We start from the raw sequence: 16,415 nt of genomic DNA on the forward strand, positions 1-16,415 counted from the left end.
GGCTGCTGGGGGCACGGGCCCGGTGGCGCTGGGTGCACCTGATACTCGGAGGCGCCCTGCTGATGCCGTACTTCCTGCTCACGGAGGTGGTGGTCGGCGTCGTCTCGGGCGGGGTCAATGTGCTCAACTCCTTGCCGCTCAGCCTCCTCGCCTACGCCGGCTCCCTGCCCCTCGTCGCCGCCACGGCGCTGGTCGGGCCCGTCCGGCCGATGTCGGTGGCCGCGGTGCGGGCCATGTGCGGGGTACCGGGGGAGCGGCTGGCCGAAGGGCCGGCGCGGTCCTGGGCCGCCCGGGGGCGGGCCTCGGCCTGGTGGACCCTGCACCTGGGGGTCGGCGCGCTGATCAGCGGAATGACCCTCGCGGTGCCGCCGATGGCCGTCCTGTTGATCATCCTGCCGATCGTGAGCGGACTGCGGGACGTCCGGTTGGACTACGGCTGGTTCACCACCGACGCCAACGTGTACCTCGCCCCCCTCATCGGGATCGGGCTGCTGGCCGGGCTCACCCTGTGCGCCGCCGGGGCCGGGAAGCTGCTGGCCGGGATGGCGCCCGTACTGCTCGGGCCGACGCCGGCGGACCGGCTGGCCGCGGCCGAGGAGCGGGCCGCCGACCTGGCGGTGCGCAACCGGCTGGCCCGGGAGCTGCACGACGCGGTCGGGCACGCGCTGAGCGCCGTCACCCTCCAGGCGGTCGCCGCCCGGCGGATGCTGGAGCGCGATCCCGCGTTCGTACGGGAGGCGCTGGCCGCGATCGAGGACACCACCCGGCGGACGGTGGGCGAGCTGGACGCCGTACTGGGCCTGCTGCGGGACGGGGATCCGGCCCGGCCGGAGGCCGCACCCGCGCCCACGCTCGCCGCCGACCTCGACGGGCTGCTGGCCCGTACCCGGGCCGCCGGCACCACCGTCACCGCGCACCAGGACCCCGGACCCTCCGGGGACTGGGCCGCCCTCCCCGCGATCGCCTCCCGCGAGGCGTACCGGATCGTCCAGGAGGGACTCAGCAACGCCCTGCGCCACGGCGCGGGACCGGTCGACCTGCGGATCCGCGTACGGACCCGCCCCGACACCGCACTGCGTGAACTGGAGATCACCATGACCAATCCGCCCGCTGCCCCGGGCGACCGGGAGCCCCGCACCACCGGGGGCCGCGGCCTGCGCGGCTCCGCGGAACGGGCCGCACTGCTCGGCGGCAGCGTCGAGGCGGGCCCGCAGGGCGACCGGTGGCGGCTGCGGGCCGTCCTCCCGCTCGCCGGGGACGACCGATGACCGCACCCGCACCCGCACCCGGAACCGGACCCGTTCCCGCATCCGTTCCCGCGGGGCGGCCGCCGCTGCGCATCGTGCTCTGCGACGACGAGCGGATGGTCCGCACCGCGCTGCGGGTCATCCTGGAGGCCGAGGCCGATCTGCAGGTCGTCGGCGAGGCGGCCACCGGGGCCGAGGCGGTTCCCCTGGTCCGCTCACTCGCTCCCGACGTGGTGCTGATGGACGTCCGGATGCCCGAGATCGACGGCATCCGGGCCACCGAGCAGATCCTCGCCACCATGGCCGAGCCGCCCAGGATCGTGGTCGTCACCACCTTCGAGAACGACGCCTACGTCTATGACGCGCTGCGCGCGGGAGCCGCCGGCTTCCTCCTCAAGCGGGCCGACCCCGACGAGCTGATCGGTGCGGTCCGGCTCGTCGCCCGCGGCGACTCCCTGCTCTTCCCGGCGGCCGTCCGCTCCCTCGCCGCCGCCCACACGGCCGCCGTCCCGCCCGCCGGCGCGCCCTGGGTGGCCCGGCTCACCGACCGCGAGGCCGACGTACTGCGTCTGATGGCCACCGGCCTGTCCAACCACGAGATGAGCGAGCGCCTCGGCGTCGGACCGCAGACGGTCAAGACGCACGTCGCGGCGGTCCTCACCAAGACCGGCTCCCGCGACCGCACCCAGGCGGTCATCGCGGCCTACGAGGGGGGCTTCATCATGAAGAAAAGCTGAGAACCCCGCCACAATCGGGGCAGAGCGGAACGGCTGGGGCCGCCGGGACGTCCTTCTGGGGGATGAACAAGACGATCAGGCGTGCGTCGGTCTTCTGTCTGCTTCTGGTGCTGGCCCTGCTGGTCCGCGTCACCTGGGTGCAGGCATACCAAGGCCAGGCCCTCGCAGACGACAAGCACAACCGCCGCAACCTCATCGGGCAGTACGAGAACCCGCTGGGCAACATCATCGTGGGCGGGGAGGCGATCACCGGTTCGGTGAAGACGGGCGGCAAGGACTTCGCCTACAAGCGGACCTATGTCGACGGCCCGCTGTACGCACCGATCACGGGCTACAGCTCCCAGGCCTACGGCACCACCCTGCTGGAGGGCATCTACAAGAACGTCCTCAACGGCTCCGACAGCCGGCTGAAGACCGTGATGGACATGCTCACCAACAAGCGGGCCGCCCCCGGCAACGTCCTGACCACCATCGACAGGGACGTCCAGAAGGCCGCCTACGACGCGCTCCAGGGCAAGCAGGGCGCGGCCGTGGCCATGGATCCCGCCACCGGCGAGATCCTCGCCGTGGTGAACAACCCGTCCTTCGACCCGGGCAGCATCGCCGGCGCCAACGACGAGAAGGCCTGGACCGAGCTCTCCGCCGACAAGGGCAAGGCCATGGAGAACGTGGCGCTGCGCAAGCCGCAGGCGCCCGGCTCCACCTTCAAGCTGGTCACCCTCGCGTCGGCGATCGAGAACGGCCTGGTCACCAACATCGACCAGCAGACCGGCATCCCCGACCCGTACACGATCCCCGGCACCCGCACCCTGCTGCCCAGCGAAGCCGGCTCCGCGGCCTGCAACAACGTCTCGGTGCGCACCGCCCTGCGGCTGTCCTGCAACAACGTCTTCGCCGAGCTCGCGTCCAAGCTCGGCCAGGACAAGATGCGCGCGACGGCCGAGAAGCTCGGCTTCAACACGCAGATCGACACGCCGGTGCGTACCAACCCGCCGAGCAAGTACCCGTCCAAGAAGATGTCGGTCGACCAGGTCGCGCAGACGGGCATCGGCCAGTTCGACGTACAGGCCACCCCGCTCCAGATGGCGATGGTGACCGCCGCGATCGAGAACGGCGGCAAGCTCGTCGCCCCGCACATGGTCTCCGAGGTCACCGACGCGGGCGGCAACGTGCTGGAGAGCTTCAAGGACCCGAAGTCCCGGCAGGTCATGAGCGAGAAGACGGCCTCGATGCTCCGCGACGCCATGCGTACGGTCGCCACCGAGGGCGGCGGCAAGCCGGCCCAGGTCCCGGGCGCGGAGGTGGGAGGCAAGACCGGTACCGCCCAGCGCGGTGTGAACAACAGCCTCGCCCCGCTGGCCTGGTTCACCTCCTACGGCAAGCTGAACGGCAAGCAGGTCGCGGTGGCCGTGGTGATCGAGAACTCCGACACCGACCGCTCCGAGATCGGCGGCGGCAAGCTGGCCGCCCCCATCGCCCAGAAGATGATGGAGGCGTGGCTGAAGAAGTAGCCGCGCGAGCCGCAGGACCCACGCGCCGGGAACCGTCGGGGTTCCCGGCGCGTTCCCCTTCCCATGATCAGAACCGCGCAGCCCGCCGACCTCGCCGCGATCGCCGCCCTGCACACCAGGGCCCGCGCCACCTACTACCAGGGACACATCCCCGAGCAGGCCTACGCGGGTGACGCCGAGATACAGCGGACCCGCGAGGGCTGGTCGCGGGCCATCGCCCGGGACGCCGCCGAGGGCGCGGTCCTCTGCGCCGAACAGGACGGCGAGCTCACCGGGGTCGCCGCGTTCCGCACGCAGGACGGCGAGACCACCCTCACCCAGCTCCACGTCGACCCGGTCCACTGGCGCCGCGGCACCGGGGCCGCGTTGCACGCCGCCTGTCTGGACGCCTGGCGCCGGGCCGGAATCCGCCGGGTCCGCCTGGAGGTCTACGAGCACAACCTCCGCGCCCGGGCCTTCTACGCCGCTCAGGGCTGGCTCGCGGACCCCTCGGTCCCCCGCACCGGCACCCACCGCACCCTGTGGCTGCAGGTGGACCGGATGCCGGATCCGTCCGGGGAATGAGACGGGGCGGTTGATGGTTTAACCACAAACCGTTTCACACCCCCCTGAACCCGGAGAGAAGAAGGATCATGCGCGTCGAGATCTGGAGCGACATCGCCTGCCCCTGGTGCTACATCGGCAAGGCCCGCTTCACCAAGGGGCTGGCCGAGTTCGCGCACCGCGACGAGGTGGAGGTCGTCTTCCGGTCCTTCGAGCTCGACCCGGGCGGCGCGAAGGGCGTCACCGCCCCCGTCGTGGAGATGCTCGCCAAGAAGTACGGCCGCACCCTCGACGAGGCGCGCGCCATGGAGGAGCACGTCGCTTCCAGCGCCCGCGCGGAGGGTCTCACCTACCGGACCGAGGGGCGCGACCACGGCAACACCTTCGACATCCACCGGCTGCTGCACCTGGCCGCCGCCCGCGGCCGCCAGGAGGAGCTGCTCGACCTCGCCTACCGGGTCAACTTCGGTGAGGAGCGCTCCGTCTTCGACCCCGAGGTGCTGGTCGCGCTCGCCGTCGAGGCCGGGCTGGACGAGGCCGAGGCCCGCACGGTCCTCGCCGACGGGTCCGCCTACGCCGACGAGGTCCGCGCCGACGAGCGCGAGGCCGCCGAACTGGGCGCGAACGCCGTTCCGTTCTTCGTCCTCGACCGCCGCTACGGGATCTCCGGCGGACAGCCCGCCGAGATCTTCACCCGGGCCCTGGAGCAGGCGTGGGCCGGGCGCGAGGTCGAGGAGCCGTCCGTCGCCGCCGACGCGTGCGGACCCGACGAGGCGTGCGCGGTCCCGCAGTCATAAGGATTGCTTTGGGTATGGGCAGTGAACTCGGCAATGGACTTTGGGTCGCTCCTGGCGCAGAGTTGAGGCATGGATCTTCAGCTCGATGAAGCGACCCGTGCCGAGTTCGCCCACTCCACCACCTACCTCAACACCGCCACCTGCGGGGTCGTCCCGCGTTCCGCCGTCGCGGCGATCAGGGAGCTGGCCGAGGCGGCGGGCGCCGGCCTTCCCACCGGCTTCGGCGACTTCGACCGCGTGAACCGGGCCCGCGCCTCCTTCGCCCGCCTGGTCGGGGTGGACGCCGACCGGGTGGCCGTCGGCTCGGCCGTCTCCACCCACGTCGGCCTCGTCGCGGCGTCGCTGCCCTCCGGCGCCGAAGTGCTGTGCCCGGAGGACGACTTCGCCTCCGTGATCAACCCGTTCGTGGTGCGGGACGACCTCAAGGTGCGTTTCGCCCCGCTGGAGTCCCTCGCCGAGGCCGTCGGCCCGGACACCGCCCTGGTCTCGCTGAGCGCCGTGCAGTCCGCGGACGGGCGGCAGGCCGACCTGCCGGCGGTGCGCGCGGCGACGACGGCGCACGGGGCCCGGATGCTCGTGGACGTCTCCCAGGCGGCCGGCTGGCTCCCCTTCGACGCCTCGCCGTACGAGTACACGGTCGCGGTCGGCTTCAAATGGCTGCTCAGCGTCCGCGGCGCCTCCTTCATGACCGTGTCGCCGGAGGCCCAGCACACGCTTACCCCGCTGCACGCCGGCTGGGTGGCGGCGGAGTCGATGTGGGACGCCATCTACGGGCCGATGCCGAAACTGGCCGACTCGGCACGGCGGTTCGACGAGTCCCCGGCCTTCCTCGCCTACCACGCGGCAGAGGCCTCACTGGCCCTGATCGAGCGGATCGGCATCGAGGCCGTGCACGCCCACGACACCGCCCTGGCCGCCCGTTACCGCGCCGGACTCGCGAGCCTCGGCCACGAGCCCGTCCCCGGCGACTCCGCCATCGTCTCCGTGCCGGGCCTCGCCGACCGGCAGCACGTCCTGCAGGCGGCCGGCATCGCCACATCGGCCCGCGCGGGCCTGCTGCGGGCCTCGTTCCACCTCTACACCACGGAGGCGGACGTGGACCGGCTCCTGGACGTCCTCTCCGCCTCCTGAGGCGGTGAGGCCCGCGCGTACAGTGCCGCCATGAGCGATGTGAGCGATGTGCTGCACGTGAAGGGGCGGGTGCTGGTCGGGCCCGACGAGGTCCGGGACGAGCTCTGGGTGGTCGGCGGGCAGATCTCCTACGAACGCCCGCCCGGCGCCCGGGAGGTCACCACGGTGACCGGCTGGGCGCTGCCCGGACTGGTCGACGCGCACTGCCACGTGGGACTGGACTCCCACGGCCCGGTCGACGCCGGGACCGCCGAGCGCCAGGCCCTCACCGACCGCGACGCCGGCACGCTCCTCATCCGGGACGCCGGATCGCCCTCGGACACCCGCTGGATCGACGACCGCGAGGACCTGCCGAAGATCATCCGGGCCGGTCGCCACATCGCGCGCACCCGCCGCTACATCCGCAACTACGCCCACGAGATCGAGCCCGCCGACCTGGTCGAGTACGTGGGCCGCGAGGCCCTGCGCGGTGACGGCTGGGTCAAACTCGTCGGCGACTGGATCGACCGCGACGCCGGGGACCTCGCGGCCTGCTGGCCGCGCGCCGAGGTCGAGGCGGCCATCGCCGAGGCGCACCGGCTGGGCGCCCGGGTCACGGCGCACTGCTTCGCCGAGGACTCGCTGCGCGACCTGGTCGAGGCGGGCATCGACTGCGTCGAACACGCCACGGGCCTCACCGAGGACACCATTCCGCTGTTCGCGGAGCGCGGGGTCGCGATCGTCCCCACGCTCGTGAACATCGCGACGTTCCCGAAGATGGCGGCGGGCGGGGAGACGAAGTTCCCGCGCTGGTCGGCGCACATGCGCAGACTCCACGAGCGGCGCTACGACACCGTGCGCGCCGCCCACGACGCGGGCATCGCGGTCTACGTCGGCACCGATGCGGGCGGCTCCCTCCCGCACGGCCTGGTCGCGGCGGAGGTCGCGGAGCTGGTCAAGGCAGGCATCCCGGCGATCGAGGCCCTCTCCGCCACGACCTGGGCGGCGCGCGAATGGCTCGGCAGGCCCGGTCTGACCGAGGGGGCGCCCGCCGACCTCGTGGTCTACGCGGCCGACCCGCGGGCCGACGTACGGGCGCTGGCGCAGCCGCTGAGGGTCGTCGTGAACGGCAGGGTCCGGGCCTGAGCCGCGCGCCGGTGCCCGGTTGACGCCGCGTGACGTCGGCGGCCCGCCGGTCGTTGGAGACGACCGTGCGGGCCGGGTGTCCGTGAAAGGGGAGAACTCGCGTTCTTCATGAGGCGCGATGATTCGAATGTGCGCCCGGAAACCACCCTTTGGGGTGAACTAACGTCAGGTTGACCCTCGTTCACCCATAGTGCGTAAAGATTCCGGGGTCGAGGCCGTCGGCGCGCGCAATGTCCCCCATTGGCCGCGCGACGGCACCCAACTCCCCGGGGGTTCCACCACCGTGAACAGCCATACCTTCCGCATGCCCGCGGCCGTCCTGCTCGCCACGGGAGCGGTGGCCCTGCTCACCGCTCCGCCCGCCCTCGCCACGGGCGGCGGCGCCGGGGGCGAGGGCAGGGCCGGTGCGGTCGTCCTGCGTGCCGGACTGGACGTGCGCCTGCTCAGCAACACCGTCCACGTCCCGCTGAAGACGACCCTCAACGAGGTCAGCGCACCGGCGGCGGCCGAGAAGACGGCGCTGACCGTCACCCTGGACGGCGTCGAGGGGAACCAGCCGGTCAGTGTGCTGCGCGCCGCCGTCGCGACCTCCAAGGCGACCGCCGACAAGACCCGGGCCGAGGCGCAGGCCAACCTCGCCAAGGCCACCGTGCACGTGCCCGGGATGCCGCTGCTCTCCCTCATCGAGGTGGAGAAGGTCACCTCCAAGGCCGTCTGTGAGGCGGGCAAGAAGCCTGTGGCCAGCGCGAACGCCCTCGGGAAGGTGACGGTGCTCGGCAAGAGGGTCACCCTGACGGCCGGCGGCCCCACCAAGGTCGACGTCCCCGGCGTGGGCCAGGTCCACCTGGAGCTGTCCGGGACGGAGACCACCTCCACCACGGCCGCCGCGGCCGCGCTCCGCCTGAACGTGGCCGTGAACCCGCTGAAGCTGAACGTGGCCCAGGTGGACGGCGAGATCGTGCTCGCCGAGGCGCACTGCGAGTCCCCGTCGGGCGCGGCGCCGGCGGCGGCCCGGCCCGCGAACCCGGACGCCCAGCCGGACGTCAAGCCGGACGTCAAGCCGCAGGCCGCGACGGGAACCGGCTCCGGCATCGCGTCCGGAACCACCGCCGACGCCAACCTCGCCGAGACCGGCGGCGGTTCACTGACTCCCTACGTCGCGGGCGGGGCGCTGACCCTGCTCGCCATCGGCGGGGGCGCACTCCTGATCACCCGGCGGGGCAGGGCCTCGTAGGGAGTGCGGGAGTCCCGGGCCGCCGCCCGGCGGACCCGACCCGAGGAGCACCCGGAGGGGAGTGCTCAACGGGTGACGGGCACGGCCGGGCGGCGCGACCGGGTGACCAGGCGGGCGCAGGCGGGCGCGAGGGGTGGCGTGCCCGGGGACCGGCGGCTCAGCGGGCGGCGTGCTCCAGGCCCTGCCCGCCCGCGCCGCGTGACACCACGGCCTCGGTGACCTGCCGGTCGATGCGCGCGTACTCGCTCCGCTTCGCGGCCGGGAGCGCGGGGTCCGAGGCCGCGCAGGAGGCGCAGACGACGCGGAACGGCGGTCCCATGTCCGAGTACTGCGTGAGGTATTCGGCCTTCACCACCTCCCAGCGGCCCGGCCGGTCCGCCGCCGGGGAGAAGGTGAACCGGGGGACCGAGGACTGGTTGCCGCGCAGCTTGTCGGCCGGTGTGAAACTGGCGACCTGATCGCCCATGCCGAAGACCACCCAGGTGCCGTTGATCTTCTCGTAGGGCTGCGGCACGTGGTTGTGCGTGCCGATGATCAGATCGATGTCGGCGAGGCCGTCGGCCGAGCGGGAGGCGGTGAGCGCCTGCGCCAGTGCCTTCTGCTGCTCGTCGGGCGCCGTCTGCCACTCGGTGCCCCAGTGGACGCTGAGCACCACCACGTTCGCGCCGCCCGCCCGGGCGGCCCGGGCGTCGGCGATGATCCGGTCCGCGTCGATCAGATTGACGGCCCACGGCTTGCCCTCGGGAAGCGGGATGCCGTTCGTGCCGTACGTGTAGGAGAGCTGGGCGACCTTCGCGCCGCCCGCCGCGAGCAGCGCCGGGGCCTTGGCCTCCTCCGCGCTGCGGGCCGAGCCGACGTGCTGGATGCCGACCCGGTCGAGGTGCTCCAGGGTGCGGGCGAGGCCCTCGTAGTCGTCGTCCAGGGTGTGGTTCGAGGCAGTGGAACAGCTGTCGTACCCGGCGTCCTTGAGGGCGTCCGCCAGCTGGTGCGGGGCCTTGAAGGTGGGATAGCCGGTGTAGGGGCCGCCGGGACGGCCGTACGGTATCTCGTGGTGGCATATCGCCAGGTCGGCGGCGGAGACCAGGGGTTTGACCCCGGCGAGTATCTTCCGGAAGTCGTACTCCCCGGCCTTGCCCGCGTCGTCCGCGGACCGCTGGACGATCGACGGATAGGGAATGATGTCGCCGGTCGCCACCAGCGTGAACGGCTTCCCGGCGGCCGGCTCCGGTCCGTCCGCCGTGCTCCGGCTCGGCCTGGCCCGGAGCTGCTGCCCCGTGTCGGGCGCCGTCTGCGCGTCCCGGTCGAGCAACCGCGGCATGGCGTGGATCCCGCCGCCCACGAGAGCGAGCCCGGCCAGCGCCGCACCCGCCTTGGCGTAAGCCTTCATCCCCGACCCCCGATGTGGTGCACCGATGCGGGGATCCTCGCCCGACCCCGCCCCCGTGGCCATCGTATGCGGGCCGTACGGGTGACTCCGGAGGCCCCGGCCGCCCGGTCGCCGCCCGGTCGGCGTCCGGGCGGCGCGCGGTCAGTGCACCGTCAGCGCCCGGTCAGAGCGAGGGCGTGGTCCAGGGCCTGCAGCAGCCGGCCCGTCGTCGCCCGGTCGCGCACCGCCAGCCGCAGCCAGGAGTGGTCCAGCCCCGGGAAGGTGTCCCCGCGGCGGACGGCGAAGCCGAGGGCGCGCAGCCGGGTGCGGACCTCGGCCCCGCCCGCCACCCGGATCAGCACGAACGGCCCCTGCGCCACCCCGGCGACCGTCACCTCGTCGAACTCCGCCAGCCCGGCCAGCAGATGCGCCCGGTCCACCGCGATCCGCCGGGCCGCCTCCTCCGCCTCGGCCAGCGCAGCCGGGGCCACACAGGCCTCGGCCGCCACCAGCGCCGGGGTCGACACCGGCCACAGCGGCTGCGCGGCCGCCAGCTTCGCGATCACCTCGGGCTCGGCCAGCACGTAGCCGATCCGCAGCCCCGCCAGCCCCCACGTCTTGGTCAGGCTCCGCAGCACCACCAGCCCCGGCAGGTCCATCCGTCCGGCCAGGGCCTCCCGTTCACCCGGGACGGCGTCCATGAACGCCTCGTCCACGACCAGGATCCGGCCCGGCCGGGCCAGCGCGGCGAGGGCCCCCGCCGGGTGCAGCACGGACGTCGGATTGGTCGGGTTGCCGATCACCACGAGGTCCGCGTCCTCGGGCACGGCCGCCGGGTCCAGCCGGAAGCCGTCCGCCGCCCGCAGCACCACCCGCTCCACCCGGTGCCCCGCGTCCCGCAGGGCCGCTTCCGGCTCGGTGAACTGCGGATGCACCACGACCGGGCGCACGGCTCCCAGCGCCCGCGCGATCAGCACGAAGGCCTCCGCGGCCCCGGCCGTCAGCAGCACCCGCTCGACCGGCAGCCCGTGCCGGGCCGCCACCGCCGCGCGGGCGGGCCGCCCGTCCGGGTATGCGGCGAGGTCCCCGAGGGAGGCGGCGATCCGCTGCTTGAGCCAGTCCGGGGGTGTGTCCGCACGTACGTTGACCGCCAGGTCCACGAGCGCGGAGCCCGCGTCGATCACCTCGGCGTCCCCGTGGTGGCGCAGGTCGTGCGCGTGCGCCGTGGCCACCGCGCAGGTCGCCGCCACCGACCGGCGCTTGGGCACGAGGAGTTCCCCGCCGCCCGCGAGGGCCGCGGCCTCCGCCACCGAGGGGGTCCCGGCGGCGGCGTGCGCGGCCTCCGACGGGTGCGGCACCGTGATGGCGGCCAGCTGTTCGGCGGGGTAGGTCACGAGAGGCACGCCGAAACGTTCCGCCGCGCCCGCGATCCCTGCCTCGCCCGCCTTCGACTCCACCGTGGCCAGTGCCGTCACCGCCCCCACGGCCAGCCCGGCCCCCCGCAGCGTCTCCTCGACCAGGGCACAGACCTCCGCGACGGAAACCCCCGCGCGTCCGCCGACCCCGACCACCACCTGCGTCGTGTACTCGCCCACCGCGGGGCCTCCCTCCGTAGTCACCGCCATCGGCACATCACCGGCCCACCTGCCCCGGTCGGTCGGTCGTCAACAGTCCGCCGCACGCCACCCGCGCGCGGATGTGCGTGCACGGCGAGGAGTCTGTATTCAGGGGCACATGGCCGTGATCGTGGCGTTGGGCGCGTTCCTGATGACCCTGGCGGGCGGATGGGCGGCGCAGCGCGTCACCGACCGCCGCCACCTCGTGCTGGGCCTGGCCGGCGGGCTGATGCTCGGCGTCGTGGGCCTCGACCTGCTCCCGGAGGCCGTCCACGCGGCCGGCGACGAGGTGTTCGGCGTTCCGCTCGCCCTGCTGCTCTTCGTGTCCGGCTTCCTGGTCGCACACGTCGTGGAACGGCTGCTCGCCGTCCGGCAGGCCGCGCACGGTGCCGAGGAGGGCGCGCAGGACGGCACCGGGAGCACCGCCCGCGTCCCCCAGGTCGGACTCACCGCGGCCGCGGCCATGGTCGGCCACAGCCTCGCCGACGGTGTGGCCCTGGGCGCTGCCTTCCAGGTCGGCGGGGGGATGGGCGTCGCCGTGGCGCTGGCCGTCATCACCCACGACTTCGCCGACGGGTTCAACACGTACACGCTCACCAGCCTCTACGGGAACGACCGCCGCAAGGCCCTGATGATGCTCTTCGCGGACGCCGTGGCCCCGGTCGTGGGCGCGGCGTCCACTTTGCTGTTCACCCTTCCGGAGGAACCCCTCGGGGCGTACCTCGGCTTCTTCGGGGGCGTCCTGCTGTACCTCGCGTCCGCCGAGATCCTGCCCGAGGCGCACCACAAGCACCCCGCCCTGTCCACGCTGTTGTGCACGGTGGGCGGGGTGGCCGGGATCTGGCTGGTGGTGGGCATCGCGGACTGAGCGCCGGCACGGGACGGAGGTCACCGCCGTGCTGCCGCGGCTTCCGTGAAACGGCGGGCGACGGACGGCTCCGCCGCCCAGTGCGTGTGCAGGTAGCTGGCGTGCACGCCCTGCTGCACGAAGCCCTCGACCCGGCGTTCCGGGTGCGTGAACCCCCAGGCCGGGTCGGCCCCGGCGCCCGGCTCGATCACCGTCCGGTGGAACTCGTGCCCGCGCAGCCGGGTCCCGGCCGGCGCGAGCGCGCTGTCGGACACCGCCACCGCCTCGCGGTAGCCCAGGGTCAGACGCTCCGACATCCGCGCGTCGGCATCGAGCACCCCGCACATGGGCTTCCCGTCCAGCGACCGCCCGAGGTACAGCAGCCCGGCGCACTCGGCCGCCACCGGGCCGCCGGACGCGGCGAAGGCGGCGACGGCCGCCCGCAGCGGTTCGTTGGCGGACAGCTCGGGTGCGTACATCTCGGGGAAGCCGCCGCCGATCACCAGGCCGCTGGTGCCGTCGGGCAGCGCCTCGTCCCGCAGCGGGTCGAAGGTGACGACCTCCGCCCCGGCGGCGGTGAGCAGCTCCGTGTGCTCGGCGTAGGAGAACGTGAACGCTGCCCCGCCGGCGACGGCGATGACCGGTGCGGCGCCGCTGCCGGAGCCGCAGCCCGCGGACTCCCGCGCCCCGGACGCCGGCGCGGCCGAACCGGGCGACCAGGCCTCGCAGTCCAGCGGCGGGGCCGTGCGGGCCAGGGCCATCAGGGCGTCCAGGTCGCAGCCCGCCCGCACCTGGGCGGCCAGTGCCGACACCGAGGCCAGCGCGTCCGTGTGCCGCTCGGCCACCGGAACCAGCCCCAGGTGGCGCGAGGGCGTCGCCACCTGGGGAGCCCGCCGCAGGACGCCGAGGACCGGCATCCCGGCCTCCTCCAGGGCCTCGCGCAGCATCACCTCGTGCCGGTCGGAGCCGACCTTGTTCAGGATCACGCCCCCCAGCCGCACCTGCGGGTCGAAGGACGCGAAGCCGTGCACCAGGGCCGCCACCGACCGCGACTGCGAGGAGGCGTCGACCACGAGCACCACCGGCGCCCGCAGCAACTTCGCGACCTGCGCCGTCGACGCCAGCTCTCCCCGGCCCGCGGCCCCGTCGTAGAGCCCCATCACGCCCTCGACCACGGCCAGATCACAGCCGGCCGCCCCGTGCGCGAACAGCGGAGCGACCAGGTCGGGCCCGCACATGAAGGCGTCGAGGTTGCGCCCCGGCCGGCCGGTGGCCAGCGCGTGGTAGCCGGGGTCGATGTAGTCGGGCCCGGCCTTGTGCGGGGACACGGCGAGGCCGCGCTCCGAGAAGGCCGCCATCAGGCCCGTGGCCACGGTGGTCTTGCCGCTGCCGGACGACGGAGCGGCGATGACCAGACGGGGCACGTTGAACCGGTACGAAGTCACCACTCGATGCCCTTCTGGCCCTTCTGCCCCGTGTCCATCGGGTGCTTGACCTTGGTCATCTCGGTGACGAGGTCCGCGAACTCCACCAGCTTCTCCGGCGCGTTGCGGCCCGTGATCACCACGTGCTGCGTGCCGGGACGGCCCCGCAGCACCTCGATGACCTCGTCGACATCGATCCAGCCCCAGTGCATCGGGTACGCGAACTCGTCCAGCACGTACAGCTTGTGCGTCTCGGCGGCCAGGTCGCGCTTGACCTGCTCCCAGCCCTCCTTGGCCGCCTGCTCGTTGTCGAGCTGCGCGTCGCGCTGGACCCAGGACCAGCCCTCGCCCATCTTGTGCCAGACGACGGAGCCGCCCTCGCCGGAGGCGCCGAGCACCTTGAGCGCGTTCTCCTCGCCGACCTTCCACTTCGCCGACTTGACGAACTGGAACACCCCGATCGGCCAGCCCTGATTCCAGGCGCGCAGGGCCAGCCCGAAGGCCGCCGTCGACTTGCCCTTGCCGGGGCCGGTGTGGACGAAGACCAGCGGACGGTTGCGGCGCTGGCGCGTCGTGAGCCCGTCGTCCGGAACGACGGACGGCTGTCCCTGAGGCATTACGCGGCCCTCCTGTTGCTGTTGGGTGATGCAGTGGACACCACTGCGGTACGTACGTTCTTCACGAGCCCGGCCAGCGAGTCGGCCCGCAGCCCGTCGAGCGTGACGGCGGGCCCGCCGAGGTCACGGGCCAGTACTCCGGCCAGCCCCAGCCGGACCGGCCCGGACTCGCAGTCCACGACCACGGAGGCGACGCCCCCGGCCTGCAGCAGCCGCGCGCTGTGCCCCGCGAGCTCCCGCGGGCTGCTGTCCGTACGGCCCCCGGCGTTCCCGGCCGAGGTGGCCCGCCCGTCGGTGACGACCACGAGCAGCGGGCGGCGCGAGGGGTCCCGCAGCCGCTCGATCCGCAGCACCTCGTGGGCCTTCAGCAGCCCGGCGGCCAGCGGGGTGCGGCCGCCCGTCGGCAGCTGCTCCAGCCGGGCCGCCGCCGCGTCGACCGAGGAGGTCGGCGGCAGGGCCAGCTCGGCCGTGGCCCCCCGGAAGGTGATCAGGCCGACCTTGTCCCGGCGCTGGTAGGCGTCCAGGAGCAGCGAGAGCACGGCGCCCTTGACCGCGCTCATGCGCTGCCGGGCGGCCATGGAGCCGGAGGCGTCGACGACGAAGAGGACGAGGTTGCCCTCGCGGCCCTCCCGCGTGGCCTGGCGCAGATCGTCCTTGCGGATCACCAGACCGCGCCCGTCGCGGCCGCGTGCCTTCTGGTGCGGGGCGGCGGCCTGGATGGTGGCGGTCAGGTGCAGTTTCGTCAGGTGCCCGCGCGGGCGCTGGGCGCCGGTGGTGCGGCCGTGCGCGGTGCGTGCGCGGGACCGGCGTCCGGACGCGCCCTCGCCGAGGCCGGGCACGCTGAGCATCTTGGTCCGGAACGGCTCGGCGGCGCGTACGGCGGCCTGCTCCGGCCCGGCGCTCTCCCGGGCGGAGGGCTGCGGGGACTCGGGGTCTTCCGCGGGGGCCTCGGCGGGCTCGCCGCTCTCGGGGGTGTCGGCCCGGGTGCCCGGGTCCTGGGGGCCGTCACCCTGCGGGGGAGCACCGCCACCGCCGTCCGGGCCACCGTCCCCGGGGCCGCTGTCGTCGGGTCCCTCCGGGCCCTCCGGTCCGGGCTCGGGGTCGGGCTCCGGGTCGGGTTCCTCGTCGGGGAACTCGTCCAGGATCCGGTCGAGCAGGTCCTCGTCGAGGCCCGGCGCGTCGAACGGGTTGCGGCGCCGGCGGTGCGGGAGCGCCAGCAGGGCGGCCTGCCGGACGTCCTCCTTGCGCACCTCGGTCCGCCCGGCCCAGGCGGCCAGGGCGGTCGCGGTCCGCGCCATCACGATGTCGGCCCGCATGCCGTCGACCTCGAAGCCGGCGCAGGCCGCCGCGATCTGCAGGAGCGCGGTGTCGCCGAGCGAGACCTTCGGCAGCAGTGCCCGCGCGGCCACCACGCGGGCGCGGACCTCGTGCTCGTCCCCGGCCCAGCGGGTCGCGAAGCCCGCGGGATCGTCCTCGTAGGCGAGCCGGCGGCGGACCACCTCGACCCGCTGGGCCGGTTCGCGGGAGGCGGCCACCTCGACGGTGAGCCCGAACCGGTCGAGGAGCTGCGGGCGGAGCTCGCCCTCCTCGGGGTTCATCGTGCCGACCAGCAGGAAGCGGGCGGCGTGCCGGACGGAGACGCCCTCGCGCTCCACGTACGAGGCACCCATCGCGGCGGCGTCCAGCAGCAGGTCGATCAGGTGGTCGTGGAGGAGGTTGACCTCGTCGACGTAGAGGATCCCGCGGTGGGCGTCGGCGAGCAGTCCGGGCTCGAAGGCCTTCACGCCCTCGGCGAGCGCCCGTTCGATGTCGAGGGAGCCGACGAGGCGGTCCTCGGAGGCGCCGACGGGCAGTTCCACCATGCGGGCGGGCCGGGCGCCGCCGGCGCCGGACCCGTGCGGGCCGTCGGGGCAGGCCGGGTCCGGCGCGGCGGGCGCGCAGCTGAACCGGCAGCCGGACACGACGTCCACCTGCGGCAGCAGCGCGGACAGCGCGCGGACGGCGGTGGACTTGGCGGTCCCCTTCTCACCGCGCACGAGCACCCCGCCGACCGCTGGGCTCACGGCGTTGAGCAGGAGCGCCAGCCGCAGGTCGGTCTGGCCGACCACTGCGGTGAACGGATACGGGGTGCTCATGTGTTGCTCACTCCTTGGAAGGTGTGGACCGTTGCCGTGTGCGGCGCCGCTGCCGGGGCTCCGCCCCGGACCTCGCGCCTCGATC

Annotated in this window: 14 protein-coding genes; 9 read left to right on the forward strand and 5 right to left on the reverse strand. The window is 73.9% G+C overall.

Annotated elements, in window-relative coordinates; genetic code table 11:
* Window positions 1-2 precede the first annotated feature (2 nt).
* The 8 genes from ACWGE1_RS14085 to ACWGE1_RS14120 all read left to right on the forward strand — a co-directional run bounded on the left by ACWGE1_RS14085 (window position 3) and on the right by ACWGE1_RS14120 (window position 8,325).
* A complete protein-coding gene (locus ACWGE1_RS14085; protein WP_453420788.1) occupies window positions 3-1,268 on the forward strand; it encodes a sensor histidine kinase in 1,266 nt (421 codons plus the stop codon).
* A complete protein-coding gene (locus ACWGE1_RS14090) occupies window positions 1,265-1,984 on the forward strand; it encodes a response regulator (RefSeq protein WP_453420753.1) in 720 nt (239 codons plus the stop codon). Before ACWGE1_RS14085 ends, ACWGE1_RS14090 begins: the two co-directional genes overlap by 4 nt.
* A gap of 62 nt (window positions 1,985-2,046) precedes the next feature.
* Window positions 2,047-3,495, forward strand: coding sequence for a peptidoglycan D,D-transpeptidase FtsI family protein (locus ACWGE1_RS14095; protein ID WP_453420754.1), 1,449 nt, complete (start codon window positions 2,047-2,049; stop codon window positions 3,493-3,495).
* Between the two features lie 63 nt (window positions 3,496-3,558).
* Entirely contained in the window at window positions 3,559-4,059 is a 501-nt protein-coding gene (locus ACWGE1_RS14100) for an N-acetyltransferase family protein (protein WP_453420755.1), read from the forward strand.
* A 68-nt stretch (window positions 4,060-4,127) separates the two neighbouring features.
* Window positions 4,128-4,835: a DsbA family oxidoreductase gene (locus ACWGE1_RS14105; RefSeq protein WP_453420756.1), complete on the forward strand. Its 708-nt coding sequence runs from the start codon at window positions 4,128-4,130 to the stop codon at window positions 4,833-4,835.
* Window positions 4,836-4,904: 69 nt separating this feature from the next.
* Window positions 4,905-5,966 carry an aminotransferase class V-fold PLP-dependent enzyme gene (locus tag ACWGE1_RS14110; protein WP_453420757.1) on the forward strand — a complete coding sequence of 354 codons (1,062 nt, stop codon included), beginning with the start codon at window positions 4,905-4,907 and terminating at the stop codon, window positions 5,964-5,966.
* A gap of 30 nt (window positions 5,967-5,996) precedes the next feature.
* Complete coding sequence (locus tag ACWGE1_RS14115) at window positions 5,997-7,091, forward strand: amidohydrolase family protein (protein WP_453420758.1); 1,095 nt, start codon at window positions 5,997-5,999, stop codon at window positions 7,089-7,091.
* Window positions 7,092-7,374: 283 nt separating this feature from the next.
* A complete protein-coding gene (locus tag ACWGE1_RS14120; RefSeq protein ID WP_453420759.1) occupies window positions 7,375-8,325 on the forward strand; it encodes an SCO1860 family LAETG-anchored protein in 951 nt (316 codons plus the stop codon).
* Window positions 8,326-8,482: 157 nt separating this feature from the next.
* On the opposite strand, the gene ACWGE1_RS14125 is transcribed toward ACWGE1_RS14120, so the two are convergent.
* Both ACWGE1_RS14125 and cobC read right to left on the reverse strand, forming a co-directional pair.
* Complete coding sequence (locus ACWGE1_RS14125; RefSeq protein WP_453420760.1) at window positions 8,483-9,712, reverse strand: CapA family protein; 1,230 nt, start codon at window positions 9,710-9,712, stop codon at window positions 8,483-8,485.
* A gap of 152 nt (window positions 9,713-9,864) precedes the next feature.
* On the reverse strand, window positions 9,865-11,316 hold the full coding sequence (gene cobC / locus ACWGE1_RS14130) for an Rv2231c family pyridoxal phosphate-dependent protein CobC (protein ID WP_453420761.1): 1,452 nt from the start codon (window positions 11,314-11,316) through the stop codon (window positions 9,865-9,867).
* Between the two features lie 109 nt (window positions 11,317-11,425).
* Here cobC and ACWGE1_RS14135 point away from each other — a divergent pair, with 109 nt between their 5' ends.
* Window positions 11,426-12,175 (forward strand): ZIP family metal transporter, encoded by a 750-nt coding sequence (locus ACWGE1_RS14135; RefSeq protein WP_453420762.1) that lies wholly within the window; start codon window positions 11,426-11,428, stop codon window positions 12,173-12,175.
* A gap of 20 nt (window positions 12,176-12,195) precedes the next feature.
* Here the strand turns inward: ACWGE1_RS14135 and ACWGE1_RS14140 are convergent, their stop codons facing one another.
* From ACWGE1_RS14140 to ACWGE1_RS14150, 3 genes are read right to left on the reverse strand one after another with little or no spacing between them, the layout of a single operon-like run.
* The gene (locus ACWGE1_RS14140) at window positions 12,196-13,602 is read right to left on the reverse strand and encodes a cobyrinate a,c-diamide synthase (RefSeq protein ID WP_453420763.1); all 1,407 of its coding nucleotides are present in this window, start codon (window positions 13,600-13,602) and stop codon (window positions 12,196-12,198) included.
* Window positions 13,596-14,195 carry a cob(I)yrinic acid a,c-diamide adenosyltransferase gene (cobO, locus tag ACWGE1_RS14145; protein ID WP_030386572.1) on the reverse strand — a complete coding sequence of 200 codons (600 nt, stop codon included), beginning with the start codon at window positions 14,193-14,195 and terminating at the stop codon, window positions 13,596-13,598. Before cobO ends, ACWGE1_RS14140 begins: the two co-directional genes overlap by 7 nt.
* The gene (locus ACWGE1_RS14150) at window positions 14,195-16,330 is read right to left on the reverse strand and encodes a putative cobaltochelatase (protein ID WP_453420764.1); all 2,136 of its coding nucleotides are present in this window, start codon (window positions 16,328-16,330) and stop codon (window positions 14,195-14,197) included. Before ACWGE1_RS14150 ends, cobO begins: the two co-directional genes overlap by 1 nt.
* Window positions 16,331-16,415 lie beyond the last annotated feature (85 nt).

It is taken from the genome of Streptomyces sp. NPDC054932 (assembly GCF_053610205.1).